The organism is Streptomyces inhibens, from assembly GCF_003389455.1.
Taxonomy (GTDB): Bacteria; Actinomycetota; Actinomycetes; order Streptomycetales; family Streptomycetaceae; genus Streptomyces; species Streptomyces inhibens.
In genome coordinates this window covers 1-25,464 of sequence record NZ_QUAC01000469.1, presented here as the reverse complement: position 1 = coordinate 25,464, position 25,464 = coordinate 1, and the positions used below count along the sequence as shown (strand labels likewise).

The window sequence follows — 25,464 nt, the reverse complement described above, 5'->3', positions numbered from 1 at the left end:
GCCGAACCGGCTCGATGGCCGGTTCGGCGCCCTTCGCCGTGCCGCGGACGGGCCGCGGTCTCAGCTTGTGCCGGTCTCCGGGCCGTCGTCCTCCTGCGTGTCCGTGGAGTCGGCCGAGCCCTTGTCCTTGCCGGTGTCCTTCGGCTCGCGCGGCTCCTTGGACACCGGGCGGGGCGGCCGGGTGCGGCCGCTGGTGGTGTCGCGGAGGTAGGAGCTGTCGCGCCCTTCGCCGAGCCCGCCCTCGGTCGCCACACCGGGGCCGGCCTGCGGATCGCGGCGGCGCAGATAGCGCTCGAACTCGCGGGCGATGGCCTCGCCGGACGCCTCCGGGAGGTCCGCGGTGTCCCGCGCCTCCTCCAGCGACTGGACGTACTCGGCGACCTCGCTGTCCTCGGCCGCCAGCTGGTCCACGCCCAGCTGCCAGGCGCGCGCGTCCTCGCTCAGCTCGCCGAGCGGAATCCGGATGTCGAGCAGGTCCTCCAGACGGTTGAGGAGGGCGAGGCTGGCCTTCGGGTTGGGCGGCTGGGAGACATAGTGCGGCACCGCCGCCCACAGGCTCACCGCCGGGACGCCCGCGTGGGTGCACGCCTCCTGGAGGATGCCGACGATGCCCGTCGGGCCTTCGTAGCGCGACTCCTCCAGGTCCAGCCGGCGCGCGAGATCCGCGTCCGAGGTGACCCCGCTGACGGGGACCGGACGGGTGTGCGGGGTGTCGCCGAGCAACGAGCCCAGCACCACCAGCATCTCCACGCCCAACTCATGGGCGAAGCCCAGGATTTCGTTGCAGAACGAGCGCCAGCGCATGCTGGGCTCGATACCGCGGACCAGGACGAGATCGCGCGCCCGGCCCTTGCCGTTCGCATCGCTGACACGGACGACGGAGAGCCGGGTCGTCGGCCACGTGATCTTGCGTACGCCGCCGTCCAGGAAGACGGTGGGGCGGTTGACCTGGAAGTCGTAGTAGTCCTCGGCGTCGAGCGCGGCGAAGACCTCGCCCTTCCATTCCCGGTCCAGATGTGCGACCGCGGCGGAGGCGGCGTCGCCGGCGTCGTTCCAGCCTTCGAACGCGGCCACCATGACCGGGTCGATCAGCTCGGGTACCCCCTCGAGCTCGATCACCCAGCGCCTCCTTCCGACCGGATCGGCCGTCTGGGGCGGCCGCCGGCAGCAGTTCCATTGCGTGCGTCACCAAGACTACGGCTTCTGCGGTGCCGGTCCGCAGCCCCTGTGTACGAACGGGTACCGATTCATCCGACGTGTAACCAGGACTGTTCACTCAACTTCCGTACGGGGTCTGGACGCCGTCTTGCGTACGGGTCTATACATCGGACGACCGGGAAAGGTCCGATGTTAGTTCCGATGTTCTCCCGCAACATCCCAGGGGGCGTGCGCATGGCCGTAACCGACATCGTCACCGAGCTCGAGGTCCACGACGTCCGCTTCCCCACCTCGGAACAGCTCGACGGCTCGGACGCCATGAACCCGGACCCCGACTACTCCGCCGCCTATGTCGTCCTGCACACCGGCAGCGGGCCGCAGGGGCACGGCTTCTGCTTCACCATAGGGCGCGGCAACGATGTCATGGCCGCCGCGATCCGGTCCCTCGCGCCGTACGTCGTCGGCCGCCCCGCGCCCGCCACCGCCGCCGACCTCGCCGCACTGCACCACGACCTCACCCACGACTCCCAGCTGCGCTGGCTCGGCCCCGAGAAGGGCGTGATGCAGATGGCGGCCGGTGCGCTGGTCAACGCCGCCTGGGATCTGGCCGCCGGCCGGGCGGGCCTGCCGGTGTGGGAGTTCCTCGCCACGCTGACCCCCGAGGAACTGGTCTCGCTCGTCGACTTCCGCTACCTCTCCGACGCCCTGACCCCCGACGAGGCGCTGGCCATCCTGCGCGCCGCCGAGCCCGGCCGCGCCGAGCGCGCCGCCCGCCTCCGGGCCGAGGGCTACCCCGCGTACACCACCTCGCCCGGCTGGCTCGGCTATGACGACACCAAGCTGGTGCGGCTGGCCAAGGAAGCGGTGGCCGACGGCTTCGGGCAGATCAAGCTGAAGGTGGGCGCCGACCTCGACGACGACAAACGGCGGATGCGGCTGGCCCGGGACGCGGTCGGCCCCGGCGTACGGATCGCCGTCGACGCCAACCAGCGCTGGGACGTGGCCGAGGCGGTCCGCTGGATGACCGCGCTGGCGCCGTACACCCCGCACTGGATCGAGGAGCCGACCAGCCCGGACGACGTCCTGGGGCACGCCGCGGTGCGCTCCGGGCAGCCGGTGAAGGTCGCCACCGGCGAGCATGTCGCCAACCGGGTGGTCTTCAAACAGCTGTTGCAGGCCGGCGCCGTGGACTTCGTCCAGATCGACGCCGCGCGGGTGGCCGGGGTCAACGAGAACCTCGCGATCCTGCTGCTGGCGGCGAAGTACGGCGTCCCGGTGTGCCCGCACGCCGGCGGGGTGGGGCTGTGCGAGCTGGTGCAGCATCTGGCGATGTTCGACTACGTGGCGGTGTCCGGGAGCTGGGAGGACCGGGTGATCGAGTACGTCGACCATCTGCACGACCACTTCACCGACCCGGTCGTCGTCGAACAGGGCCGCTACCGCGCCCCCTCCGCACCCGGATTCTCCGCCCGGATGAAGCCCGCGTCGATCGCCGCCCACCGCTTCCCCGACGGGCCGGTGTGGCGCGACCGGCGCCACCGCAACCACCAGCAGCACGGCGAGCAGGAGGTCTCCGCATGAGCGCCGGACCGTGGACCGGTCGGCAGCCGGCCGACTTCGAGGGGATGAGCGCCCTCGTCACCGGCGGCGGCTCCGGCATCGGGGCGGCCACCGCCGCCCTGCTGATGGCGCGCGGCGCCAGGGTCGCCGTGCTGGACCGGGACCCCTCGGGCGCGCCCGCCGGGGCGATCCAGGTCACGGCCGAGGTGACCTCCGACGCCGCCGTGCGGGCCGCCGTCGCGGAGGCCGTCGGGGAGCTGGGCGCCCTGCACACCCTCGTCGGCAATGTGGGCATCGGCGCCATCGGCACCGTCGAGGACAACGACGACGCGGAGTGGAGCCGGGTGCTGGACGTCAACGTCCTGGGGCTGGTGCGCACCGCCCGCGCCGCGCTGCCGCAGCTGCGCCGTACCGCCGCCGACGCCCCGGGCCGGGTTTCCCTCACCCACACCTGCTCCATCGCCGCCACCGCCGGCCTGCCGCAGCGCGCGCTCTACAGCGCCGGCAAGGGCGCGGTCCTCTCGCTGACCCTCGCGATGGCCGCCGACCACCTCCGCGAGGGCATCCGGGTCAACTGTGTGAACCCGGGCACCACCGACACCCCGTGGGTCGGCCGGCTGCTCGGCCGGGCCGACGACCCGGCCGCCGAACGCGCAGCCCTCAACGCCCGCCAGCCGATGGGCCGGATGGTCACCGCCGGCGAAGTCGCCGCCGCCATCGCCCACTTGGCGTCCCCGTCCGCCTCCGGCATCACCGGAACCGCACTCGCCGTCGACGGCGGTATGCAGGGCCTGCGCCTGCGCCCCGCCACCACCTGACCTGCCCTGCGCCCCGTACCGGGCGACCCGCACCCCAGCCGCACACCACCACCGAGGGACCACCCATGAGACTGCGTACGACCGGCGCGGCGGCCTGTGCCGCGGTGCTCGCCACCGCCGCGCTCGCCGGCTGCAACCGCGGCAGCGACACCGCGGGCGGCACGATCGGCATCGATATGCCCCGTACGGACACCGACTTCTGGAACTCCTACCAGCAGTACCTCGAAAAGGACCTGGACCACGGCGGCCCGGCCGCGCTGCCGCTGTCCAACTCGCAGAACGACATCGCCAAGGTCGTCTCCAATGTGCAGGCACTGACCGACCAGGGCGCCAAGGCGATCGTGATGGCACCGCAGGACACCGGCGCCATCGCCGCCGAACTGCGGCGCCTGGAGGAGAAGAAGATCCCGGTCGTGAGCGTGGACACCCGCCCCGACGAGGGCAAGGTCTACATGGTCGTACGCGCCGACAACCGCGCCTACGGCGAGAAGTCCTGCGAATACCTCGGCAGACAGCTGGGCGGCAAGGGCCGGGTCGCCGAGCTCCAGGGCGACCTCAGCTCCATCAACGGGCGGGACCGCTCGGAGGCGTTCGCGTCCTGCATGGAGAAGAAGTTCCCGAAGATCACCGTGCATGAGCTGGCCACCGACTGGAAGGGCGAGGTCGCCTCCGCCAAGCTGCAGAGCCTGCTCGCCCAGCACCCGGACATCAACGGCATCTACATGCAGGCCGGCGGCGCCTTCCTGCAGCCGACCCTCGCCCTGCTGGAGCAGAAGAAACGTCTCAAGCCGGCCGGCGCCGACGGACACATCACCGTCATCTCCAACGACGGCATCCCGGACGAGCTGGACGCGATACGCGCCGGCAAGATCGACGCCACCCTCTCCCAGCCCGCCGACCTCTACGCCAAGTACGCGCTCTCCTACGCCAAGGCCGGCCTGGACGGCAAGACCTTCACCCCGGGACCGACCGACCACGACTCCACCATCGTGAAGATCAAGAACGGTCTGGAGGACCAGCTGCCGGCGCCCCTGGTCACCAAGGACAACGTCGACGACAAGAAGCTGTGGGCCAATCAGCTGGAGAAGAAGAAGTAGTGGCCGTGGAGAGCGACGACCGGGCGGCGGTGCACGCCGAGGGGATCGTCAAACGCTACGGGCCCACCGTCGCCCTGGACGGCGCCCGTCTGACCGTACGGCCCGGCGAGGCGCACGCCCTGGTCGGCCGCAACGGCGCCGGCAAGTCCACCCTGGTGTCCGTACTGACCGGCATGGAACGCCCGGACGCCGGCCGGGTCACCTTCGGCGACGAGCCCGCCCCCGGCTGGGGCGACACCGCCGCCTGGCAGCGCAAGGTCGCCTGCGTCTACCAGAAGTCGATGACCGTGCCGGAGCTGACCGTCGCGGAGAACCTCTATCTCAACCGCTTCCACGGCGAGCGCACCATCCGCTGGCGGTCGCTGCGCGAGCGGGCCCGCGAACTGCTCGCCGAATACGGCGTCGAGGTCGACCCGGCCGCCCGGATCAGGGATCTCGGCGTCGAACAGCGGCAGTTCGTGGAGATCGCCCGCGCACTGTCCTTCGGCGCCCGGCTGATCATCCTCGACGAGCCCACCGCCCGGCTCGACGCGGGCGGCATCGACCGGCTCTTCGGCAAGCTGCGCTCCCTGCGCGCCCAGGGGGTGGCCTTCTTGTTCATCTCGCACCATCTGCAGGAGGTCTACGAGCTGTGCGACACCGTCACCGTCTTCCGTGACGCCCGGCATGTGCTGACCGCACCCGTCGCGGGGCTGGCCGAGGACGACCTCGTCGGGGCGATGACGGGTGAGCGGGCGGGCGCGGCGCGGACGGCGCGGACGGCGCGGACGGCGGGGGAGCCGCTGCTGCGGGCCGAAGGGCTGGCGGCGGACGGGCACTTCGCGCCGCTGGACCTGACCGTACGGGCCGGCGAGGTGGTGGGGCTCGCGGGCGCCACGGCCAGCGGGAACACCGCGATCGGCGAAACCCTGGTCGGGCTGCGCGCCCCGGACGGCGGCCGGATCGCGGTACGCGGGCGGCCGGTCCGTACGGGCAGCGTGCCGCACGCCCTCGACGCGGGCATCGGCTACGTCCCCGAGGACCGGCACCGCGAGGGCCTCATCCTGGGCCGCAGCGTCGCCGAGAACGCCACCCTGGCCGTCGCCGACCAACTCGGCCCGATGGGGACCGTACTGCCCTCCAGAACCCGCGCGTTCGCCCGGCGGATGATCGCCGCACTGGACATCAAGACGACCGGGCCGGGCCAGCCGGTCTCCGGGCTCTCCGGCGGCAATCAGCAGAAGGTCGTGATCGCCCGTGCGCTGGCCCGCGAACCCGCGGTGCTGGTCGCCATCCGGCCCACCAACGGCGTGGACGTCAAGTCCAAGGGCGCGCTGCTGGGCGTCGTACGGGAGGTCGCGGACGGCGGCAGCGGCGCCGTGATCGTCTCCGACGAACTGGACGATCTGCGGATCTGCGACCGGGTGCTGGCGGTCTTCCACGGCCGGGTGACCACCGAGTTCACCGGCGGCTGGCGCGACCACGAACTGGTCGCCGCGATGGAGGGGATGGGGAGCGAAACCTCCCCGGGCACGCAGGACACGGCAGGAACGGAAGGAACCGCGCCATGACCGAGACCGCATCGCCACCGGCCACCGAGGCGGTGGACGCACCACCGGTGCGCAGCCGGCCCCGGATCGATCCGGCCCGCTGGCGGGACTTCTCCCTGGTGCCGGTGATCTTCGTGCTGGGCGTCATCGGCTTCATCGTCTCGCCCGCGTTCCTGACCCAGGACAACCTCATCGGCGTCATCCAGCAGTCCACGGAGCTGGGCCTGCTGGTGCTCGGCGAGGCGCTCATCCTGATCAGCGGGCGGATGGACCTGTCGCTGGAGTCGACCATCGGCCTGGCGCCGGTGATCGCCCTGTGGCTGGTGATGCCGGCGCACGGTGCCCGCTTCGCCGGACTGGAGCTCTTCCCCGCCTGGACGGCGATCCCGCTGTGCCTGGCCGTGGGCGCGGCCGTCGGCGCCACCAACGGCTTCCTCATCCTCAAACTGCGGGTCAACGGCTTCATCGCCACCCTCGGCATGCTCACCATGCTGCGCGGCCTGCAAGTGGGCATCTCCGAGGGCCGGTCCATCGGCAATGTCCCGGAGTCCTTCGCCTATCTGGGCAAGGCCGAGTGGCTGGGCATCCCCGCCGCCGTCTGGATCTGCCTCGCCCTGTTCGCCGTCGGCGGCGCGGCCCTGGGGTACCTCCGGCACGGGCGGGCGCTGTACGCCATCGGCGGCAACCCGGAGGCGGCCCGCGCGGCCGGCGTACGGGTGGACCGCATCACCTGGATCGTGCTCGCCGTCGGCGGGGTGCTCGCCGCCTTTGCGGGCATCCTCTACACCGGCCACTACGGGGCGGTCTCCGCGAGCCAGGGCAACGGCTGGATCTTCCAGGTCTTCGCCGCCGCGGTGATCGGCGGCATCAGCCTCAGGGGCGGCCGCGGCACCCTCTTCGGCGCGCTCACCGGCGTCCTCACCCTCCAGCTCGTCATCAATGTGATGACGCTGGGCGGGGTGCCACCCCTGTGGACGCAGTTCCTCAACGGCATGATCATCATCATCGCGCTGGTCATCTCCCGTTTCACCAGCGGCGAGAAGCAGGACTGAGAGGCCCGCCATGCGATATCCACTCCACGGGCCACGGGAGTTGGGACGGACCGGTGTCACCGTCCCGCCCCTGGGCCTGGGCTGCGCACCGCTCGGCAACCTCTACCGCGCCGTCCCCGAGGAACAGGCGCGCGGCGTCGTACACACCGCCCTCGCCACCGGCGCCGGCTACTTCGACACCGCGCCGCACTACGGCCTGGGCCTGTCCGAGGAGCGGCTCGGCCGGGCGCTGCGCGGCCGGGACCGCGGCAGCTACACCCTCTCCACCAAGGTCGGCCGCCGGCTGCGGCCGCTCGCGCCGGGGGAGGAGGCGGCCGGCGAGGGCTTCGTCGACACCCCCGCACGCGCCCGGGTACGCGACTTCTCCCGCGACGGCATCCGCGCCACGCTGGACGCGTCCCTGGAGCGGCTCGGCGTGGACGCCGTCGACATCGTCTCTCTGCACGATGTCGAGGACCATCTGCGCGAGGTGTACGAAACCGGCTTCCCGGCCCTCGCCGAACTGCGGGCGCAGAAGGTGGTGCGCGCCATCGGCTTCGGGATGAACCACAGCGATCTGCTGGCCCGCCTGGTCGCCGACCTCGATGTGGATGTGGTGCTCTGCGCCGGCCGCTGGACGCTGCTGGAGCGCACCGCCCACGACGATCTGCTGCCGGTGTGCGCGCGGCGCGGCACCTCGGTGGTGGTCGGCGGCGTCTACAACTCCGGGCTGCTGGCAAACCCGTCACCCGGCGCGCCCTACAACTACGCCCCGGCCCCCGCCGAGCTGCTCGACCGGGCACGTCAACTCGCCGCCGTCTGTGCCGATTTCGAGGTCCCGCTCAAGGCGGCCGCGCTCCGCTTCCCCTTCGGGCACCCCGCCGTCGCCGCCGCCGTGGTCGGCGCGGCCACCCCCGAGGAGATGGCCGAGAACGCCCGGCTGTTCACCCAGGAGATCCCGGACGCGCTCTGGCATACGCTCGTCGCCCGCGGCCTGCTCGCCCCCGACCTGCCGCTGCCCCTGAATGACTGATTCCGCCCCGGAGCGCGCCCCTGATGCGTATCGACGCCCATCACCACCTGTGGGACCTGACCCGGCGCGAGCAGCCCTGGATGGACGGGCCCTGGGCCGATCCGATCCGCCGCAGCTACGCGCTGACCGACCTCACCCCGCATCTGACCGCGCACGCCGTCGACGGCACGGTCCTCGTCCAGTCGTCGTCCTCCTATGAGGAGACCGCCGATCTGCTCGCCCTCGTGGCAGGGGAGGGGCCGGTGCGCGGTGTCGTCGGCTGGGCCGATCTCACCGATCCGGCGCTCGCCGAGGTGCTCGCGGCGCTGCCCGCAGGGCTGGTCGGCATCCGTCATCAGGTGCAGGACGAGCCGGACCCCGACTGGCTCACCCGCCCCGACGTGCTGCGCGGCCTGGGCGCGCTGGCCGACGCCGGGCTGGTCTACGACCTGCTGGTCACCCCGCGCGAACTGGCCGCCGCGCACACCGCCGTACGCGCCCTGCCGCAGCTGGCCTTCGTGCTGGACCACGCCGCCAAACCGGCGGTCGCCCAGGGCGACTGGCAGCCCTGGGCGGACGCGATCAGCGGCCTCGGCCGGCTGCCCAACCTCAGCTGCAAGCTGTCCGGGCTGGTCACCGAGGCCGACTGGGACGCCTGGCGGCCGCAGCAGATCCTGCCCTACGCCCGCCATGTCCTGGACGTCTTCGGCCCCGACCGGGTGATGTTCGGCTCCGACTGGCCGGTCTGCACGCTGGCCGCCGGCTACGAGGACGTGGTGGCGCTCGCGGAGTCCGCCACCGGCCGGCTCGGCGCCGCGGAGCGGTCGGCCGTCTTCGGGGGCACGGCCGGGCGGGTGTACGGGATCGGGGCGCCGTAGGGGCGGTGCCGGGCCGCCTAGGTGCGGTGCCGGGCCGCCGGCACGGCGTCCGGATTCCGCCGGTTTTGGGTCGCGTCGCGCCGGAGGATCGAGTCGTACCGCGGAGCGACGCGGGGCGCTTACCGACTCGATACGAAGGTGATGACGATGACGGCGACCGAGATGACGGCGGCGACGACGGCGACGGCTACGGCGGCAGCGGGGAGCGGCACCCGGCCGCTCGCCGGCAAGGTGGCCCTGGTGACCGGCGGCAGCCGGGGGATCGGCGCGGCGACGGCGCTGCGGCTGGCCGCGGACGGTGCGGCGGTGGCCCTGACGTACCGGAGCCGGCCGGACAGCGCGGACCAGGTCGTCAAGGAGATCGAGCGGGCCGGCGGTCAGGCCTGGGCGGTACGCGCCGACAGCGGCGACGCGGAAGAGGTCTGGGCCTCGGTGGCCGGCACCGTCGAGCGGTTCGGGCGGCTGGACATCCTGGTCAACAACGCGGGTGTCGGTGTGCTGGGGCCGTTCGAGACGATCTCCCTGGACGATGTCGACCGGGTGCTGCGGACCAATGTCCGCGCGCCGTTCCTGGCGGCGCAGGCCGCGGCCGCGCATCTGACCGAGGGCGGGCGGATCATCTCCATCGGCAGCTGCATGGCCGAGCGGGTCGCCTTCCCCGGCGGCACCCTCTACGCCACCAGCAAGGCCGCGCTCACCGGCCTCACCAAGACCCTGGCCAGGGAGCTGGGGCCGCGCGGCATCACCGCCAACCTCGTGCACCCGGGCCCCATCGACACCGATATGAACCCGGCCGACGGCGAGAGCGCGGAGATGCAGGCGGGGCTGACCGCACTCGGGGCGTACGGCCAGGCCTCGGATGTCGCGGCGACCGTGGCCCATCTGGCGGGCGACGGCGGGCGCTACATCACGGGCGCCTCGATCGCGGTCGACGGCGGCTTCGCCGTCTGAGCGTCACGGAGACGGCCGCGGGCAGTCGCGCGGGCACGGCTGCCGCCGACTCGCGTGGCGGCGGGGAGCGTCACAGCGACGAGCGCAACCACTGCTCCACGCTGGCGATATGCACCGTCGCCCAGGCCCGCGCCGCCTCCGCGTCCCGGTCGCGCAGCGCCCCGAGGATCGCACGATGCTCGGTGAGAGTGCGGGTCACCGCGTCCTTCTGCGTCAGCCCGCGCCAGATCCTGGCCCGGGTGGTCGGGCCGGACAGCCCGTCCAACAGCGAGCAGAGCACGGAGTTGCCGGACGCCGCGACGATGCCGCGGTGGAACTCCAGATCGCAGGCGACCAGATCCTCGACCGAGGGGTTGGGCCCCAGCGCGTTCAACTGGACTTCCAGGACGTCCAGTTCCGTCGGCCCGATCCGGCCGGCCGCCATCGCCGTGGCGGCCGGCTCCAGGATCCGGCGGACGGCGAGGAACTCCAGCACCGTGTCATCGCGGTGGAAGTCCACCACGAAACTCATGGCCTCCAGCAGGAGCTGCGGATCGAGGCTGGTGACGTAGGTGCCGTCGCCCTGGCGCACATCCAGGATGCGGATGAGGGAGAGCGCGCGGACCGCCTCGCGCAGCGAGTTGCGGGACAGGCCGAGCTCGGCCGCCAGCTCGCTCTCCTTCGGCAGCCGGTCGCCCGGCCGCAGCGCGCCGGAGACGATCATGCCCTTGATCTTCTCGATGGCCTCGTCGGTGACCGCCATGGCCGACCTCCCCGCTCGGACCCGCCGGATCTCATCGCCCGGTTGTCGCCCGGATATCGTCACAGACATCCGATGTCTGAGCCCATTATGACCTGTCCCGCCGCCCCCAACCGCTCCCGTACGCGGCCCAGTCCTCCTCCGTGGCGGCGAAGTCGACATACAGCGCCATACCGAACCGCCGGCGGCCCAGATCCTCCCGGGTCAGCCCCAGCCGTATGCCCCGCACCGCGGCCCGCACGGTCTCCGCCGACGCGTGATGGCCGATGTCGTCGGTGTGGTAGAAGGGCAGCCCCATCAGCAGATCGGTGTGCGGCCCGGTCGCCTCCAGCGCCAGCCGGGTCTGCTGCGCCAGATAGCCGCCGTAGAGGCTCTCGGTCGGCAATCCGGTGTCGTACGACATCAGCGCGATCTGGTCGACCCGGCGCGCCACCTGCCCGAAGAACCGTTGGGACAGCCATTTGTGATGGCCCGTCACCGCCTTGGTGACCGTGTGCAGGTCGGGCAGCGGATCGATCTGATGGACCGCTACGGACAAGATCCCGCCCCGGCTGTGGACGGCGGGCCCGAGCCGGTCCAGCAGCCGCAGATAGTCGGGGTTGTCGGAGTGCAGCGGCTCCACATCCAGATGGACCCCGGCGAAGCCCTCCGCCAGCACCTGACGGGCGCTCGCCACGATCGCCTCACGGGCCGCGGCGTCCGACAGCCGCAGCCCGCCCCGCTCGCCCGGCTCGTACACCAGCCGGTCGCCCAGCCAGGCGTGCACCCGCACCGACGGCAGCTCGCGGTGCACCGCGGCGATCAGCCAGCGCGCCCGCGGATAGGCGCGGCGGGCCGGCGGCAGGGTGCCGTCGTGCTCCAACGGCCCGGCGTGCACATACAGATCACGGATGCCGGTGCCCTCGATGCGCCGTCGCAGCGCCGCCACGTCGGAGGCGTCCCGCCGCCCGTCCACCCAGGCATGCCCGAGCCAGAAGGCGTCCCGCCCGCGCGTCGTGGCCTCCGGCGCGGCCACGCCCGCGTACTGGGCACGCAGCGCCGTCGCCGCCAGGGTCACCGGCAGCACGACCAGCACGGCCACCACCCAGGCCGCCCACTTCGCCGTACGTCGCCATCGTCGCCGAGCCATCGCCATCCCCCCGTTGATGCGTCTCGGTGCACATCATGGCAGCCGCCACTGACAGTGACCGCGGGGGCTGCCCCGGCCCGCCCCGGCCCCGCGACGGCACGCGGATACGGCGATGGGACGGCCCCCCGTGGACCGCCCCATCGTCACTGTACGTATGCCGCTATGCCGCTATGCCGCTATGGCGCGACGTCAGCCCGCCAGCATGTCCTTGACCTTGGCCCGGACGTCCTCCGTGTCGAGGCCACGGATCATCAGGGTCGTACGGCGGCGCAGCACATCGTCGACCGTCTCGGCCCACTCGTTGTCCCGCGCGTAGGCGACCTGCGCCCAGATCTCCGGCGCGTCCGGGTGGATGCGCTCGGCCAGCGCCGGGTTGTCGTTCGCCAGCCGCGCGATGTCGAAGGACAGCGAGCCGTAGTGGGTGGCGAGGTGACGAGCCGTCTCCGGGGCCATCCGCGGGCCGGGCGTGCCGCCGTCGACCATCAGCCGGTGCGCGACCGCGTTCGGGTTGGCGATACCGGGCAGCGGAAGCTTCTTCGGCAGATGCGCGATCGGCTCCATGTCGTCGGCCAGCGGGTGGCCGGGCAGCGCGGCGAGCTTGTTCATGACCGTACGGCCGATGTGCCGGAAGGTCGTCCACTTGCCGCCGGCGACCGACAGCATGCCGCCGCTGCCCTCGGTGACGACCGTCTCGCGCTTGGCCTTGGAGGTGTTGCCGGGGCCGCCCGGCAGCACCCGCAGACCCGCGAAGGAGTAGGTGATCAGATCACGGGAGAGCTGCTGGTCGCGGATGGAGAAGGCGGCCTCGTCCAGGATCTGGGCGGTGTCCTTCTCGTTGACCGCGACGTCCGCAGGGTCGCCCTCGTACTCCTCGTCCGTGGTGCCCAGCAGCAGCATGTCCTCCCAGGGGAGGGCGAAGGTGATGCGGTACTTGTCGATCGGGGTGGCCAGCGCGGCCTTCCAGGGGGCGGTGCGCTTGAGGACCAGGTGCGCGCCCTTCGACAGCCGGATGGAGGGGGCCGCGTTCGGGTCCTCCATCTTGCGCAGGTGGTCCACCCACGGGCCGGTGGCGTTGAGCACCAGGCGGGCGTTGACGCCGAACTCCTGGCCGTCCATCCGGTCCTTGAGCTCCGCGCCGGTGACCCGGCCCTGGGTGAAGCGCAGACCGGTGACCTCGGCGTGGTTGAGGACCGTGGCGCCGGCCTCGACCGCCGCGCGGACGGTCATCAGGGCCATCCGCGAGTCGTTCATCTGGTCGTCGCCGTACACGGCCACGGCCTTGAGGTTGTCCGTCCGCAGCTCCGGAACGTCGCGCTGCGCCTTGGCCGGGGATATGACATGGCCGACGCCGTCGCCGAACGCGGACAGCGCGGAGTAGGCGAAGACGCCCGCGCCGAGCTTGGCCGCGCCGTGCGGACCGCCCTTGTAGACGGGCAGGTAGAAGGTCAGGGGGTTGGCGAGGTGCGGTGCCACCTGGCGGGACACCGCACGCCGCTCGAAGTGGTTCTCCGCCACCAGCTTGACCGCGCCGGTCTGCAGGTAGCGCAGACCGCCGTGCAGCAGCTTGGAGGAGGCGGAGGAGGTGGCGCCGGCGAAGTCACCGGCGTCCACCAGGGCCACCCGCAGCCCGGCCTGCGCGGCGTGCCAGGCAGTGGAAATGCCCAGGATGCCGCCGCCGATCACCAGGAGGTCGTACGTCGCCTTGGAAAGCTGCTCCCGAGTCTCGGCGCGGCTCGCGTGCGAACCGCCTGCCGGGTGCGTCCCGAGTGCCGGGACGCTCTGCAGGGTGCTCATGTTTACTCCTCGACAGTGCTGTCATCGAGCCAGCCCATGGAACGTTCCACAGCCTTGAGCCAGCTCTTGTACTCGCGGTCACGGGTGGCCGCATCCATCCGGGGGGTCCACTCGGCGGCCCGGCGCCAGTTGGCGCGCAGCTCGTCGGTGCTGGACCAGAAGCCGACGGCCAGTCCGGCCGCGTAGGCAGCGCCGAGGCAGGTGGTCTCGGCGACCATCGGGCGCACCACAGGGGCGTCCAGGAAGTCCGAGATGGTCTGCATCAGCAGGTTGTTGGAGGTCATACCGCCGTCGACCTTGAGCGCGGTCAGTTCGACGCCGGAGTCCTTGGTCATGGCGTCGGTGATCTCGCGGGTCTGCCAGGCGGTGGCCTCAAGAACGGCGCGCGCGATGTGCGCTTTGGTGACATAGCGGGTCAGGCCCGCGATGACGCCGCGCGCGTCCGAGCGCCAGTAGGGGGCGAACAGGCCGGAGAAGGCCGGTACGAAGTACGCGCCGCCGTTGTCCTCGACCGTGCTGGCCAGGGTCTCGATCTCGGCCGCGCTGTTGATGAGCCCCATCTGGTCGCGCATCCACTGGACGAGCGAGCCGGTGACGGCGATGGAGCCTTCCAGGGCGTAGACCGGCTGCTGGTCGCCGATGCGGTAGCCGACGGTGGTCAGCAGCCCGTTGTAGGAGTTGACCGGCTCGTGGCCGGTGTTCATCAGCATGAAGGTGCCGGTGCCGTACGTGGACTTGGCCTCGCCCTGCTCGAAGCAGGTCTGGCCGAACAGCGCGGCCTGCTGGTCACCGAGCGCAGAGGCGACCGGGACGCCGGCCAGCGCACCGCCGACGGCGTGGCCGTAGACCTCGGAGGAGGACTTGATCTCCGGCAGCACGGCGGCCGGGACGTCCATCGACGCGAGGATCTTCTCGTCCCACTCCAGGGTGTGGAGGTTCATCAGCATGGTGCGCGAGGCGTTGGTGACGTCGGTGACGTGGTGGCCGCCGTTGACGCCGCCGGTCAGGTTCCAGATGACCCAGGAGTCCATGGTGCCGAAGAGGATCTCGCCGCGCCCGGCGCGCTCGCGCAGGCCCTCGACGTTGTCGAGCAGCCAGCGGATCTTCGGACCGGCGAAGTACGAGGCCAGCGGCAGGCCGGTCTCGCGCCGGAAGCGGTCCTGGCCGACATTGCGGCCGAGCTCCTTGCAGAGCGCGTCGGTGCGGGTGTCCTGCCAGACGATGGCGTTGTGGACCGGCTCACCGGTGTTCTTGTCCCACAGGACGGTGGTCTCGCGCTGGTTGGTGATGCCGATGGCCTTGACGTCGGCGGAGGTGATCCCCGCCTTCTCGACGGCGCTGTCGACGACCTGCTGGACGTTGGTCCAGATCTCGGCAGCGTCGTGCTCGACCCAGCCCGGCTTCGGGAAGATCTGCTCGTGCTCCTTCTGGTCGACCGAGACGATCCGGCCGTCCTTGTCGAAGACGATGCAGCGGCTGGACGTGGTGCCCTGGTCGATCGCGGCAATGAACGGGCCGTGCCCGTGGGAGGAGGTGCTGTGGGTGTCGCTCATGGTGTGCTCCAAGAAGTCTGTGCGGGCGGCGGCGGGGCGGTCAGGCGGCTCAGGCGAACGCCACCTGGTAGATGCCTCCGGCGATGGCGCCGCCGATGAGCGGGCCGACGACCGGGATCCACGCGTAGCCCCAGTCTGAACCGCCCTTGTTCGGCAGCGGCAGAAGCGCGTGCACGATGCGCGGGCCGAGGTCGCGGACCGGGTTGATGGCGTACCCGGTCGGGCCGCCCAGCGACAGACCGATGCCGACGACGACCAGTGCGACCAGCAGCGTGCCGATGGTGCCGACGCCCTTGCCGTTGTCGCTCAGACCGAGCGTGAGGATCGACAGCACGAGCACGACGGTGGCGATGATCTCCGTCGCCAGGTTCTGCACGGCGTTGCGGATCTCCGGGCCGGTGGAGAAGATCCCCAGAACCGGGCCGGCCTTGGGGGCGGCCTTCGGGTCGACCAGGCCCTCCTCGCTGGTGTGATCGCCCAGCACCTCGGGGTCTGTCAGGTGGGCCTGGAACTGTCCGTAGTACACGATCCAGACCAGCACCGCGCCGATCATGGCGCCGAGCATTTCGCCGCCGAAGTAGACGGGCACCTGGTTCCATTCGATGCCGCCCTTGATGGCGAGCCCGATGGTGACCGCGGGGTTGAGGTGCGCGCCGGACTTCACGGCGATGTATGCACCCGTGAGGACGGCGAAGCCCCACCCGAAGGTGATGGCGACCCATCCGGCGTTGAACGCCTTGGAGCGCTTGAACGTGACGGCGGCGCAGACGCCACCACCCATCAAAAGCAGAACAGCGGTACCGATGGTCTCGCTGATGAAGATGTCGGAGCTGGACACCCGCGACTCCTTTGTCCTTCGTCCAGGGGAAGGCGAACCCCGGGTCCCTCCGGTGGTCCGCGCCCTCCGAGAGGGCGGTGGTCGGCCCGCGGCATTGCCCAACCATAGCGAATATTGCCGTTAGGTGTTCGACAATGCCGACCGACGAACGGCAGTTTTGTTCACCGTCGGAACCCCGTCAAGGGCTCCGTGGCGAAAAACTTAGGTGAACTTATGGGGCAAATCTGGTCAGAATCGCCCTGCACCGAGATCCCGGGACACTGCACGCGCGCAATCCCTCACCGCAGCGACGATTTCCGGCCGCAGCTCGCCCTCCCGGCAGAGCCGTTCCACCGCTCCTGTGACGCCCACCGCGCCCACCGGCATCCGCCGCCGGTCGTGGATCGGCGCGGCCACCGACGCCACGCCCTCCCAGGTCTCCTCGACATCCGCGGCCCAGCCGCGCGCCCGGGTCAGATCCAGCAGCCCCTCGAAGTCCCCCAGACCGGTCACCGTGCGCGGGGTGAACGCCTCCCGGTCCGCCTCGACGACCTCGCTGTGCGCCACCGGGTCGTACGCCGACAGCACCTTGCCCAGCGCCGTGCTGTGCAACGGGTGCATCGCGCCCACCTCCAGCACCTGCCGGCTGTCGTCCGGCCGGAAGACGTGATGCACGATCAGCACGCCCTGCTGGTGCAGTACGCCCAGATAGACGGCCTCACCGCTGGAACGGGCCAGATCGTCGGTCCATACCAGGGCCCGGGCGCGCAGCTCGTGCACGTCCAGATAGCTGTTGCCCAGCCGTAGCAGCTCCGCGCCCAGCTGGTAGCGGCCCGAGGCGGCGTCCTGTTCGACGAACCCCTCCTGCTGCAGTGTGCGCAGGATTCCGTGGGCGGTGCCCTTGGCCAGTCCCAGTGAGGAGGAGATGTCGGAGAGCCCCAGCCGCCGTTCCCCTCCTGCGAGCAGCCGCAGCATCGCTGCGGCGCGCTCCAGCGACTGGATGGTGCGTGCCATCGGGCAACCTCCGAAGTGAGCGGTTCGACAATGCTGAACGATATCGGCCCATGCCGACTCCAGTCAGCGAACCGGAGTTCTTGCTGATCGAACCGGAGTCTGTCAACGATCACGGATAGTGCACGACAGGGGGGTCAAACAGTGCTGTCCACGGCGTGGAACGGGGAACACGTGTACCGAACCGGCAGCTACGCTGGCCGGGTGCGCCCTCTCCCGGAGGGTGCAAAGCCGACAGCCGTCGCAACCACGGGAGCAATCTCCATGGCCTCTAATACGCCATCGTCCATCAGCTCGTCCCGCGTCGAATCGCTTCGTGATGCCCTGGCCTCGCGGGTGGTGGTCGCCGACGGAGCGATGGGCACCATGCTGCAGGCGCAGGACCCGACCATGGAGGACTTCCAGCAGCTGGAGGGCTGCAACGAGATCCTCAACGTCACCCGGCCCGACATCGTCCGGTCGGTCCACGAGGAGTACTTCGCGGTCGGCGTCGACTGCGTGGAGACCAACACCTTCGGCGCGAACTTCGCGGCCCTGGCCGAGTACGACATCGCCGAGCGGGTCTTCGAGCTGTCCGAGGCCGGTGCCCGGATCGCCCGGGAGGTCGCCGACGAGTTCACCGACTCGACCGGTCAGCAGCGCTACGTCCTCGGCTCCATGGGCCCCGGCACCAAGCTGCCCACCCTGGGCCACGCCCCCTACGTCACGCTGCGCGACGCCTACCAGCAGAACGCCGAGGGCATGATCGCCGGCGGTGCGGACGCGCTGCTGGTGGAGACCACCCAGGACCTGCTGCAGACCAAGGCCGCCATCCTCGGTGCCCGCCGCGCCCTGAAGGCCGCCGGCAGCAACCTCCCGGTGATCTGCTCGGTCACCGTCGAGACGACCGGCACCATGCTGCTCGGCTCGGAGATCGGCGCCGCGCTGACGGCGCTGGAGCCGCTGGGCATCGACATGATCGGCCTGAACTGCGCCACCGGCCCGGCCGAGATGAGCGAGCACCTGCGCTACCTCTCCCGGCACTCCCGTATCCCGCTCGCCTGTATGCCCAACGCGGGCCTCCCGGTGCTGGGCAAGGACGGCGCGCACTACCCGCTGACGCCCGCGGAGCTCGCCGACGCCCAGGAGACCTTCGTGGGCGAGTACGGCCTCTCGCTGGTCGGCGGCTGCTGCGGCACGACCCCCGAGCATCTGCGGCAGGTCGTCGAGCGGGTCCGCGGCATCGACCCGACGCGGCGCGAGCCGCGCCCCGAGCCGGGCGCCGCCTCGCTCTACCAGACCGTGCCGTTCCGTCAGGACACCTCCTACCTGGCGATCGGTGAGCGCACCAACGCCAACGGGTCGAAGAAGTTCCGTGAGGCGATGCTGGCGGGCCGCTGGGACGACTGTGTGGAGATGGCCCGCGACCAGATCCGCGAGGGCGCGCACATGCTCGACCTGTGCGTCGACTACGTCGGCCGCGACGGCGTCGCCGACATGGAGGAGCTGGCCGGCCGCTTCGCCACCGCCTCCACCCTCCCCATCGTGCTGGACTCGACGGAGCTGAACGTCATCCAGGCCGGACTGGAGAAGCTCGGCGGCCGCGCGGTGATCAACTCCGTCAACTATGAGGACGGCGACGGTCCCGAGTCGCGTTTCGCGAAGGTCACCGCGCTGGCGGCCGAGCACGGCGCGGCGCTGATCGCGCTGACCATCGACGAGGAGGGCCAGGCCCGCACCGTCGAGCACAAGGTCGCCATCGCCGAGCGGCTCATCGCCGACCTGACCGGCAACTGGGGCATCCATGAGTGCGACATCCTCATCGACTGTCTGACCTTCACCATCTGCACCGGTCAGGAGGAGTCCCGCAAGGACGGCGTCGCCACCATCGAGGCGATCCGCGAACTCAAGCGCCGCCACCCGGACGTGCAGACCACCCTCGGCCTGTCCAACATCTCCTTCGGCCTCAACCCGGCCGCCCGTATCGTCCTCAACTCCGTCTTCCTGGACGAGTGCGTCAAGGCCGGCCTGGACTCGGCCATCGTGCACGCCAGCAAGATCCTGCCGATCGCCCGGCTGGAGGAGGAGCAGGTCAAGGTCGCTCTCGACCTGATCCACGACCGGCGCAGCGAGGGATATGACCCGCTGCAGAAGCTGATGGAGCTGTTCGAGGGCGTCAACACCAAGTCCATGAAGGCCGGCCGGGCCGAGGAACTGCTCGCCCTGCCGCTGGAGGAGCGCCTCCAGCGCCGCATCATCGACGGTGAGAAGAACGGCCTGGAGGCCGACCTCGACGAGGCCCTCCAGGACCGGCCCGCCCTCGACATCGTCAACGACACCCTCCTGGAGGGCATGAAGGTCGTCGGCGAGCTCTTCGGCTCCGGCCAGATGCAGCTGCCGTTCGTGCTGCAGTCCGCCGAGGTCATGAAGAGCGCGGTGGCCTTCCTGGAGCCGCACATGGAGAAGTCCGACGACGAGGGCAAGGGCACCATCGTGCTGGCCACCGTCCGCGGCGACGTCCACGACATCGGCAAGAACCTCGTCGACATCATCCTGTCCAACAACGGCTACAACGTCGTCAACCTCGGCATCAAGCAGCCCGTCTCCGCGATCCTGGAGGCCGCCGAGGAGCACAGGGCCGATGTCATCGGCATGTCCGGTCTGCTGGTCAAGTCCACGGTGATCATGAAGGAGAACCTGGAGGAGCTCAACCAGCGCAAGATGGCGGCCGACTTCCCCGTCATTCTGGGCGGCGCGGCCCTCACCCGCGCCTACGTCGAGCAGGACCTGCACGAGATCTACGAGGGCGAAGTCCGCTACGCCCGCGATGCGTTCGAGGGCCTGCGCCTGATGGACGCCCTGATCGCCGTCAAGCGCGGAGTGCCCGGCGCCAGCCTCCCCGAACTCAAGCAGCGCCGCGTGCCGAAGCGGGACACCGCGGTTCTTGAGGTCGAGGAGCCCGAGGGCGCGGTGCGCTCCGACGTCGCCATCGACAACCCCGTGCCGACCCCGCCGTTCTGGGGCACCCGGGTCGTCAAGGGCATCCAGCTCGCCGACTACGCGTCCTGGCTGGACGAGGGCGCGCTGTTCAAGGGCCAGTGGGGCCTCAAGCAGACGCGCACCGGCGACGGACCCACGTACGAAGAGCTGGTGGAGACCGAGGGCCGCCCGCGGCTGCGCGGCTGGCTCGACAAGCTGCAGACCGAGAATCTGCTGGAAGCCGCCGTCGTGCACGGCTACTTCCCGTGCGTGTCCAAGGGCGAGGACCTGATCCTGCTGCACGAGGACGGCACCGAGCGCACCCGCTTCACCTTCCCGCGCCAGCGCCGCGGCCGGCGGCTCTGCCTGGCGGACTACTTCCGCCCGGAGGAGTCCGGCGAGACCGATGTCGTCGGACTGCAGGTCGTCACCGTCGGTTCGAAGATCGGCGGCGCCACCGCCGAGCTCTTCGAGGCCAACTCCTACCGCGACTACCTCGAACTGCACGGCCTGTCCGTCCAGTTGGCCGAGGCGCTGGCCGAGTACTGGCACGCCCGGGTCCGCGCCGAGCTGGGCTTCGGCGGGGAGGACCCCGCCGACGTCGAGGACATGTTCGCGCTCAAGTACCGCGGCGCCCGCTTCTCGCTGGGCTACGGCGCCTGCCCCGACCTGGAGGACCGCGCCAAGATCGCCGACCTGCTGCAGCCGGAGCGGATCGGCGTCGAGCTCTCCGAGGAGTTCCAGCTGCACCCGGAGCAGTCCACCGACGCGATCGTCATCCACCACCCCGAGGCGAAGTACTTCAACGCGCGGTAACTCCATGTGAGCGGGTCAGGGCCGTCCGGATACCCTCCGGACGGCCCTGACCTGCGTCACCACGCGTTTCGACGCGGACCGTCGTACACTTATCGGTCCGGTAGTGGCCGGTCGTTTCCCCCAGCCGGGGATGACGGCCGGCCCTTTCGTCCCTTCGGGGACGTCGCAGTGGAGGTGGATGGATGACCAGCAGCATCCCCGCAGTCGGCACCCGAACGGCCGAAGCCGCGACCCTCCAGGCCGTGTTCCTCGATCTGGACGGCACCCTCGTCGACACCGAGGGCTTCTGGTGGGAGGCGGAGGCAGAGGTGTTTGCCGAGCTCGGCCACATTCTCGACGATGCCCACCGCGAGGTGGTGGTCGGCGGCCCGATGACCCGCAGCGCCGGGTATCTGATTCAGGTCACCGGTGTCAACATCAGCCTGACCGAGCTCAGTGTGCTGCTCAACGCCGCCTTCCTGGCCCGGATCAGGCGGGGCGTCCCGCTGATGCCGGGCGCCCGCAGGCTGCTGGCCGAGCTGGCCGCCCATGAGGTGCCGACCGCCCTGGTCTCCGCCTCGCACCGCGCCATCGTCGACCAGATGCTGCACTCGCTGGGCCCGGAGAACTTCTGGCTGACCCTCGCGGGCGATGACCTGAACCGCACCAAACCGCACCCGGACCCGTATCTGACGGCCGCCGCGCGGCTGGGGGTGGACCCGGCGCGCTGCGCCGTCGTCGAGGACACCCTGACCGGCGTGACGGCGGGCGAGGCAGCGGGCTGCCCGGTGGTCGCGGTGCCCTCGGTGACACCGATCCCGCCGGCCCTGGGCCGTACGGTCGTGCGCACGCTGGAAGAAGTCGATCTGCCATTTCTCCGGGCGGTCATCACGGAAAGCCGTGGAAGCGTGCACTGAGCGTGCTCCGGTGAAAGCCCTCCCGAACTCAGGGGAACGGCCCGCTCATTTTCCGTGACGAATGCGCTGACTGAATTGCTGCACCACCACGGACCCCTGAACGCGTGACGTTTCTCACGCGCCAGGCCATCGACAGCGGACCCAACAAGTGTTCCAGGGGTCCGCTTCGGTGGCTTCTACGGGGGTAAGTGTCCGGATTGGTGGAGCAACGCGCGAAACGTTCCGCCGTCCGGATATCGATCACCCCGCCATCGTTATCCAGGTGCCATATCGATACAACTCCATTGTGTCCCAGCGCGGCTGGCCGTTCCTACTAATGTCGACGCGAGCAACACCTCTGCGCTGATAAGGAACCTGCCGACGATGAATCGCAAGACCCTGGTGCTGCCGGCGCTGGCCGGTCTCCTCGCCCCCGTACTCGCAGCCTGTGGCAGCACGGACGGCGCGGGCGATGGCGGCGATCCGATCGTCGTGGGGGTGGCCACCCACATCGAGGCCACCAAGGCGGCGCCCGCTCCGCTCGACCCGTCCCAGGCCTACGACGTCGACGCCTGGAACGTGATGCGCAGCACCCTTCAGACGCTGATGCGGCTGCCCCGGTCCGGTACCGCTCCGGTGCCCGAGGCCGCCGAGTCCTGCGGGTTCCGCGACACCCAGAACGAGCAGTACCGCTGCACCCTGCGCAGCGGCCTGAAGTTTTCGAACGGCCATGCCCTGACGGCGCAGGACGTCAAGTTCTCCATCGACCGTATGCGGACCATCAACAACACCAACGGTCCGGTGTCCTTGCTCAACGACATCGACAAGGTCGAGGCGCCCAGCGACACCGAGGTGGTCTTCCACCTCAGCAAGCCGGACGCCACCTTCCCGCAGAAGCTGACCACGCCCGCCGCCGCGATCGTCGACAGCGAGGTGTACCCCAAGGACCGCCTCCACAGCGGCTTCGACGTGGTCGGCTCCGGCCCGTACACCCTCAAGGTCGAGCGCAAGAACAACCGCATCGCCAAGGCCGTCTTCACCAAGAACCCCGACTACAAGGGCGGGGTGAAGGTGCAGAACGACAAGGTCGAGATGCGCTTCTTCGACGACTCCGCGTCCACGGAGAAGGCGCTGCGCAAGGGCGACATCGACGTGATGAACCGCGGTCTGTCGCCCGACCAGGTCAGGGGCCTGGAGAACGCCCGCGACAAGCACATCGCGCTTCAGGAGATGCCGGGTCAGGAGATCCGCTACCTCGCCTTCAACACCAAGGACCCGGCCGTCTCCGACAAGGCCGTGCGGCAGGCGATGGCGCAGATCGTCAACCGCTCCGACCTGGTGCGCAACGTCTACTCCTACACCGGTGACCCGCTCTTCTCGATGGTCCCCACCGGCCTCAGCGGCCACATCAACTCCTTCTTCAACAAGTACGGGAACCCCAGCGCCGCGGCCGCCCGCAAGACCCTGCGGCAGGCGAACATCACCACCCCGGTGAAGTTCACCCTCACGTACACGACGAACCACTACGGCTCCAGCACCGTCAAGGAAATCCGTACGCTGCAGCGCCAGCTGAACAGCACCAAGCTGTTCGACGTCAGCATCAAGGGCATCGACAGCTGGCAGCAGTTCCGCACCGACGCCCTGGACGGCAAGTACACCGTCTACAACATGGGCTGGTTCCCCGACATCCCGGACGCCGACAACTACATCGCGCCGTTCATCGGGAAGCAGAACTGGCTCGGCTCCCCGTACCGCAACAGCAAGGTCGAGTCGCAGCTGATCCCGGCCAGCCGCCAGCAGACCGACCGCAACGCCGCCGGGACCGCCTTCAAGCAGGCGCAGGACATCATCGCCGAGGACGTACCGCTCCTCCCGCTCTGGCAGGGCAAGCAGTACGTCGCCGCCCGCGATGACATCACCGGCATCCAGTGGGCCCTCAACTCCGCCTCCGGCCTGCAGATTTGGGAGCTCAGCCGCGGCGTCGCCGACTGACGCGCGGGCCCAGAAAACCACCACAGCACCATCGCCGCGGTCTCCCCGCCGTGGCTCGAACAAGCACCACCCAGATCGTGAGGACAGTAGTGAGGAAGCGTGACCAGTGGCTGGCCGCCCCGATGCGAGCGGGGCTGGCAACAGCCCTCCTCGCGCTCGCAGGGTGCGGTACGGACAACTCAGGGGCCGCCGGCAGCGGCGAGCCCGTGGTCATGGGAATGACGGACAAGGTCAAGGCCACCGACCCCGCAGCCGGTTACGACCCCGGGTCCTGGCTGCTGTTCAACAATGTTTTCCAGTCCCTGCTGAGCTTCCCGAAGGGCGGCACCACCCCCGAGCCGGAGGCGGCCGAACGCTGCGCCTTCACCGACACCGACAGCAAGGTCTACCGCTGCACCCTCAAGGACGGCCTCACCTTCAGCAACGGTGACGCGCTGACCTCCAAGGACGTCAAGTACTCCTTCGACCGCACCCAGCGCATCAAGGACAAGGACGGCCCCGCCGTGATGTTCTCCGCGCTCGACAAGGTCGAGACCCCGGACGCCAAGACCGTGGTCTTCAGGCTGAAGACTCCCGACGCGACCTTCCCCATGAAGATCGCCTCGGGCGCCGGCTCCATCGTCGACCACGCCGACTACCCCGCCGACCGGCTGCGCACCGACGGCAAGGCCACCGGCTCCGGCGTCTACACCCTCAAGGAGTACGGCCACGACAAGGCCGTCTTCGGCGTCAACGGCTCGTACAAGGGCCCCGCCAAGGTCAAGAACTCCGGGATGACCGTGAAGTTCTTCCAGGGCCCCGACAAGCTCAAGAAGGCCGTCCAGAGCGGCGACGTCGACCTCGCCTACCGCGGTCTGGCCATGAAGGACATCGCCGCCCTGGACGGCGCCTCCCTGAACCAGCAGCACGGCACCCAGGTGATCGAGGGCGGCAGCGCCGAGATCATGCACCTGGTCTTCAACCTCAAGGACCCGGTCGCCGGCAAGCTGGGCGTCCGCAAGGCGGTCGCCTACCTCCTGGACCGCTCCACCCTCGTCCGGGACGTCTACCAGCACACCGCGGAACCGCTGTACTCGGTCGTCCCGGCCGGCATCACCGGCCACACCACCGCCTTCTTCAACACCTACGGCGACCGCCCGCAGCCCGACAAGGCGGCCTCCGCACTGCGTTCGGCCGGCGTGCACGGCAAGGTGCCGCTCACCCTGTGGGTCACCCCCGACCGGTTCGGCCCCGGCACCGTCCCCGCCTTCCGCGAGATCGCCCAACAGCTCAACCACAGCGGCCTGTTCGACGCCAAGGTGCGCAGCGTGCCCACCGAGGAGTACGAAAAGGGCGTGGCCGCCGGCCGGTTCGGTGTCTACGTCAAGGGCTGGATCCCCGACTACCCGGACCCCGACAGCTTCACCCAGCCGTTCTTCGGCAAGGACAGCGTGCTGTCCAACCACTACAGCTCGCCCACGATCACCGGCCGACTGCTGCCCAAGACGGCCGACCAGCAGGACCGCGGCGCCACCAAGTCCGCGTTCCGGGAGCTGCAGAACATCGTCGCCCAGGACGTGCCGGTCATCCCGATCTGGCAGGGCAAGCAGTACGCGGTGGCCCGTGACGGCGTCACCGGCCTGGAATGGACCCTGGACTCCTCGACCGTCTTCCGGTTCTGGGAGATCAGCAAGGCCGCCGACGTCTGACCGGCCTGATCAGGCGCTGAACGCGACGGCGGGGCCGGCCCGGGGGATTCCCGGGCCG

General features: G+C 70.4%; 19 protein-coding genes. 12 read left to right on the top strand and 7 right to left on the bottom strand.

Annotated features, from left to right (window positions below):
* Nucleotides 1-60: 60 nt before the first annotated feature.
* Nucleotides 61-1,119, bottom strand: a complete 1,059-nt coding sequence (locus DY245_RS40680) for a PAC2 family protein (RefSeq protein ID WP_128512142.1) — start codon at nt 1,117-1,119, stop codon at nt 61-63.
* A gap of 273 nt (nt 1,120-1,392) precedes the next feature.
* Here DY245_RS40680 and DY245_RS40675 point away from each other — a divergent pair, with 273 nt between their 5' ends.
* The 8 genes from DY245_RS40675 to DY245_RS40640 all read left to right on the top strand — a co-directional run bounded on the left by DY245_RS40675 (nt 1,393) and on the right by DY245_RS40640 (nt 10,034).
* Entirely contained in the window at nt 1,393-2,739 is a 1,347-nt protein-coding gene (locus DY245_RS40675; RefSeq protein WP_128512141.1) for an enolase C-terminal domain-like protein, read from the top strand.
* Complete coding sequence (locus DY245_RS40670; protein ID WP_128512140.1) at nt 2,736-3,536, top strand: SDR family NAD(P)-dependent oxidoreductase; 801 nt, start codon at nt 2,736-2,738, stop codon at nt 3,534-3,536. Before DY245_RS40675 ends, DY245_RS40670 begins: the two co-directional genes overlap by 4 nt.
* A gap of 65 nt (nt 3,537-3,601) precedes the next feature.
* Nucleotides 3,602-4,633 carry a sugar ABC transporter substrate-binding protein gene (locus DY245_RS40665; protein ID WP_128512139.1) on the top strand — a complete coding sequence of 344 codons (1,032 nt, stop codon included), beginning with the start codon at nt 3,602-3,604 and terminating at the stop codon, nt 4,631-4,633.
* 5 nt (nt 4,634-4,638) lie between these two features.
* Complete coding sequence (locus DY245_RS40660) at nt 4,639-6,183, top strand: sugar ABC transporter ATP-binding protein (protein WP_128512138.1); 1,545 nt, start codon at nt 4,639-4,641, stop codon at nt 6,181-6,183.
* The gene (locus tag DY245_RS40655) at nt 6,180-7,214 is read left to right on the top strand and encodes an ABC transporter permease (RefSeq protein ID WP_128512137.1); all 1,035 of its coding nucleotides are present in this window, start codon (nt 6,180-6,182) and stop codon (nt 7,212-7,214) included. Before DY245_RS40660 ends, DY245_RS40655 begins: the two co-directional genes overlap by 4 nt.
* A gap of 10 nt (nt 7,215-7,224) precedes the next feature.
* The gene (locus tag DY245_RS40650; protein ID WP_128512136.1) at nt 7,225-8,226 is read left to right on the top strand and encodes an aldo/keto reductase; all 1,002 of its coding nucleotides are present in this window, start codon (nt 7,225-7,227) and stop codon (nt 8,224-8,226) included.
* A gap of 23 nt (nt 8,227-8,249) precedes the next feature.
* A complete protein-coding gene (locus DY245_RS40645; RefSeq protein WP_128512135.1) occupies nt 8,250-9,083 on the top strand; it encodes an amidohydrolase family protein in 834 nt (277 codons plus the stop codon).
* Between the two features lie 162 nt (nt 9,084-9,245).
* A complete protein-coding gene (locus DY245_RS40640) occupies nt 9,246-10,034 on the top strand; it encodes a 3-oxoacyl-ACP reductase family protein (protein WP_128512144.1) in 789 nt (262 codons plus the stop codon).
* A 70-nt stretch (nt 10,035-10,104) separates the two neighbouring features.
* Here the strand turns inward: DY245_RS40640 and DY245_RS40635 are convergent, their stop codons facing one another.
* From DY245_RS40635 to DY245_RS40610, 6 genes are all read right to left on the bottom strand, one after another.
* Nucleotides 10,105-10,776, bottom strand: coding sequence for a FadR/GntR family transcriptional regulator (locus DY245_RS40635; RefSeq protein WP_128512134.1), 672 nt, complete (start codon nt 10,774-10,776; stop codon nt 10,105-10,107).
* Between the two features lie 85 nt (nt 10,777-10,861).
* On the bottom strand, nt 10,862-11,908 hold the full coding sequence (locus DY245_RS40630; RefSeq protein WP_425329514.1) for a glycoside hydrolase family 18 protein: 1,047 nt from the start codon (nt 11,906-11,908) through the stop codon (nt 10,862-10,864).
* A gap of 183 nt (nt 11,909-12,091) precedes the next feature.
* The gene (locus DY245_RS40625; protein ID WP_128512132.1) at nt 12,092-13,696 is read right to left on the bottom strand and encodes a glycerol-3-phosphate dehydrogenase/oxidase; all 1,605 of its coding nucleotides are present in this window, start codon (nt 13,694-13,696) and stop codon (nt 12,092-12,094) included.
* 2 nt (nt 13,697-13,698) lie between these two features.
* A complete protein-coding gene (gene glpK, locus DY245_RS40620; RefSeq protein ID WP_128512131.1) occupies nt 13,699-15,249 on the bottom strand; it encodes a glycerol kinase GlpK in 1,551 nt (516 codons plus the stop codon).
* A gap of 49 nt (nt 15,250-15,298) precedes the next feature.
* Entirely contained in the window at nt 15,299-16,087 is a 789-nt protein-coding gene (locus DY245_RS40615) for an MIP/aquaporin family protein (RefSeq protein WP_128512130.1), read from the bottom strand.
* 228 nt (nt 16,088-16,315) lie between these two features.
* A complete protein-coding gene (locus tag DY245_RS40610; protein WP_128512129.1) occupies nt 16,316-17,080 on the bottom strand; it encodes an IclR family transcriptional regulator in 765 nt (254 codons plus the stop codon).
* Between the two features lie 261 nt (nt 17,081-17,341).
* Here DY245_RS40610 and metH point away from each other — a divergent pair, with 261 nt between their 5' ends.
* From metH to DY245_RS40590, 4 genes are all read left to right on the top strand, one after another.
* A complete protein-coding gene (gene metH, locus DY245_RS40605; protein WP_128512128.1) occupies nt 17,342-20,851 on the top strand; it encodes a methionine synthase in 3,510 nt (1,169 codons plus the stop codon).
* 182 nt (nt 20,852-21,033) lie between these two features.
* Nucleotides 21,034-21,747: an HAD family hydrolase gene (locus DY245_RS40600; RefSeq protein WP_128512127.1), complete on the top strand. Its 714-nt coding sequence runs from the start codon at nt 21,034-21,036 to the stop codon at nt 21,745-21,747.
* A gap of 363 nt (nt 21,748-22,110) precedes the next feature.
* Complete coding sequence (locus DY245_RS40595) at nt 22,111-23,718, top strand: ABC transporter substrate-binding protein (RefSeq protein ID WP_128512126.1); 1,608 nt, start codon at nt 22,111-22,113, stop codon at nt 23,716-23,718.
* Nucleotides 23,719-23,807: 89 nt separating this feature from the next.
* Entirely contained in the window at nt 23,808-25,406 is a 1,599-nt protein-coding gene (locus tag DY245_RS40590; protein WP_181924080.1) for an ABC transporter substrate-binding protein, read from the top strand.
* The last annotated feature ends 58 nt before the right edge of the window (nt 25,407-25,464 follow it).

Bases quoted from the DNA above. Each gene is read 5' to 3' on its own strand.
- DY245_RS40630 (WP_425329514.1), bottom strand. From the start codon at position 11,908: ATGGCGATGGCTCGGCGACGATGGCGACGTACGGCGAAGTGGGCGGCC.
- DY245_RS40610 (WP_128512129.1), bottom strand. From the start codon at position 17,080: ATGGCACGCACCATCCAGTCGCTGGAGCGCGCCGCAGCGATGCTGCGG.
- DY245_RS40645 (WP_128512135.1), top strand. From the start codon at position 8,250: ATGCGTATCGACGCCCATCACCACCTGTGGGACCTGACCCGGCGCGAG.
- metH (WP_128512128.1), top strand. From the start codon at position 17,342: ATGGCCTCTAATACGCCATCGTCCATCAGCTCGTCCCGCGTCGAATCG.
- DY245_RS40655 (WP_128512137.1), top strand. From the start codon at position 6,180: ATGACCGAGACCGCATCGCCACCGGCCACCGAGGCGGTGGACGCACCA.
- DY245_RS40640 (WP_128512144.1), top strand. From the start codon at position 9,246: ATGACGGCGGCGACGACGGCGACGGCTACGGCGGCAGCGGGGAGCGGC.
- DY245_RS40595 (WP_128512126.1), top strand. From the start codon at position 22,111: ATGAATCGCAAGACCCTGGTGCTGCCGGCGCTGGCCGGTCTCCTCGCC.
- glpK (WP_128512131.1), bottom strand. From the start codon at position 15,249: ATGAGCGACACCCACAGCACCTCCTCCCACGGGCACGGCCCGTTCATT.
- DY245_RS40675 (WP_128512141.1), top strand. From the start codon at position 1,393: ATGGCCGTAACCGACATCGTCACCGAGCTCGAGGTCCACGACGTCCGC.
- DY245_RS40600 (WP_128512127.1), top strand. From the start codon at position 21,034: ATGACCAGCAGCATCCCCGCAGTCGGCACCCGAACGGCCGAAGCCGCG.
- DY245_RS40635 (WP_128512134.1), bottom strand. From the start codon at position 10,776: ATGGCGGTCACCGACGAGGCCATCGAGAAGATCAAGGGCATGATCGTC.
- DY245_RS40625 (WP_128512132.1), bottom strand. From the start codon at position 13,696: ATGAGCACCCTGCAGAGCGTCCCGGCACTCGGGACGCACCCGGCAGGC.
- DY245_RS40670 (WP_128512140.1), top strand. From the start codon at position 2,736: ATGAGCGCCGGACCGTGGACCGGTCGGCAGCCGGCCGACTTCGAGGGG.
- DY245_RS40665 (WP_128512139.1), top strand. From the start codon at position 3,602: ATGAGACTGCGTACGACCGGCGCGGCGGCCTGTGCCGCGGTGCTCGCC.
- DY245_RS40650 (WP_128512136.1), top strand. From the start codon at position 7,225: ATGCGATATCCACTCCACGGGCCACGGGAGTTGGGACGGACCGGTGTC.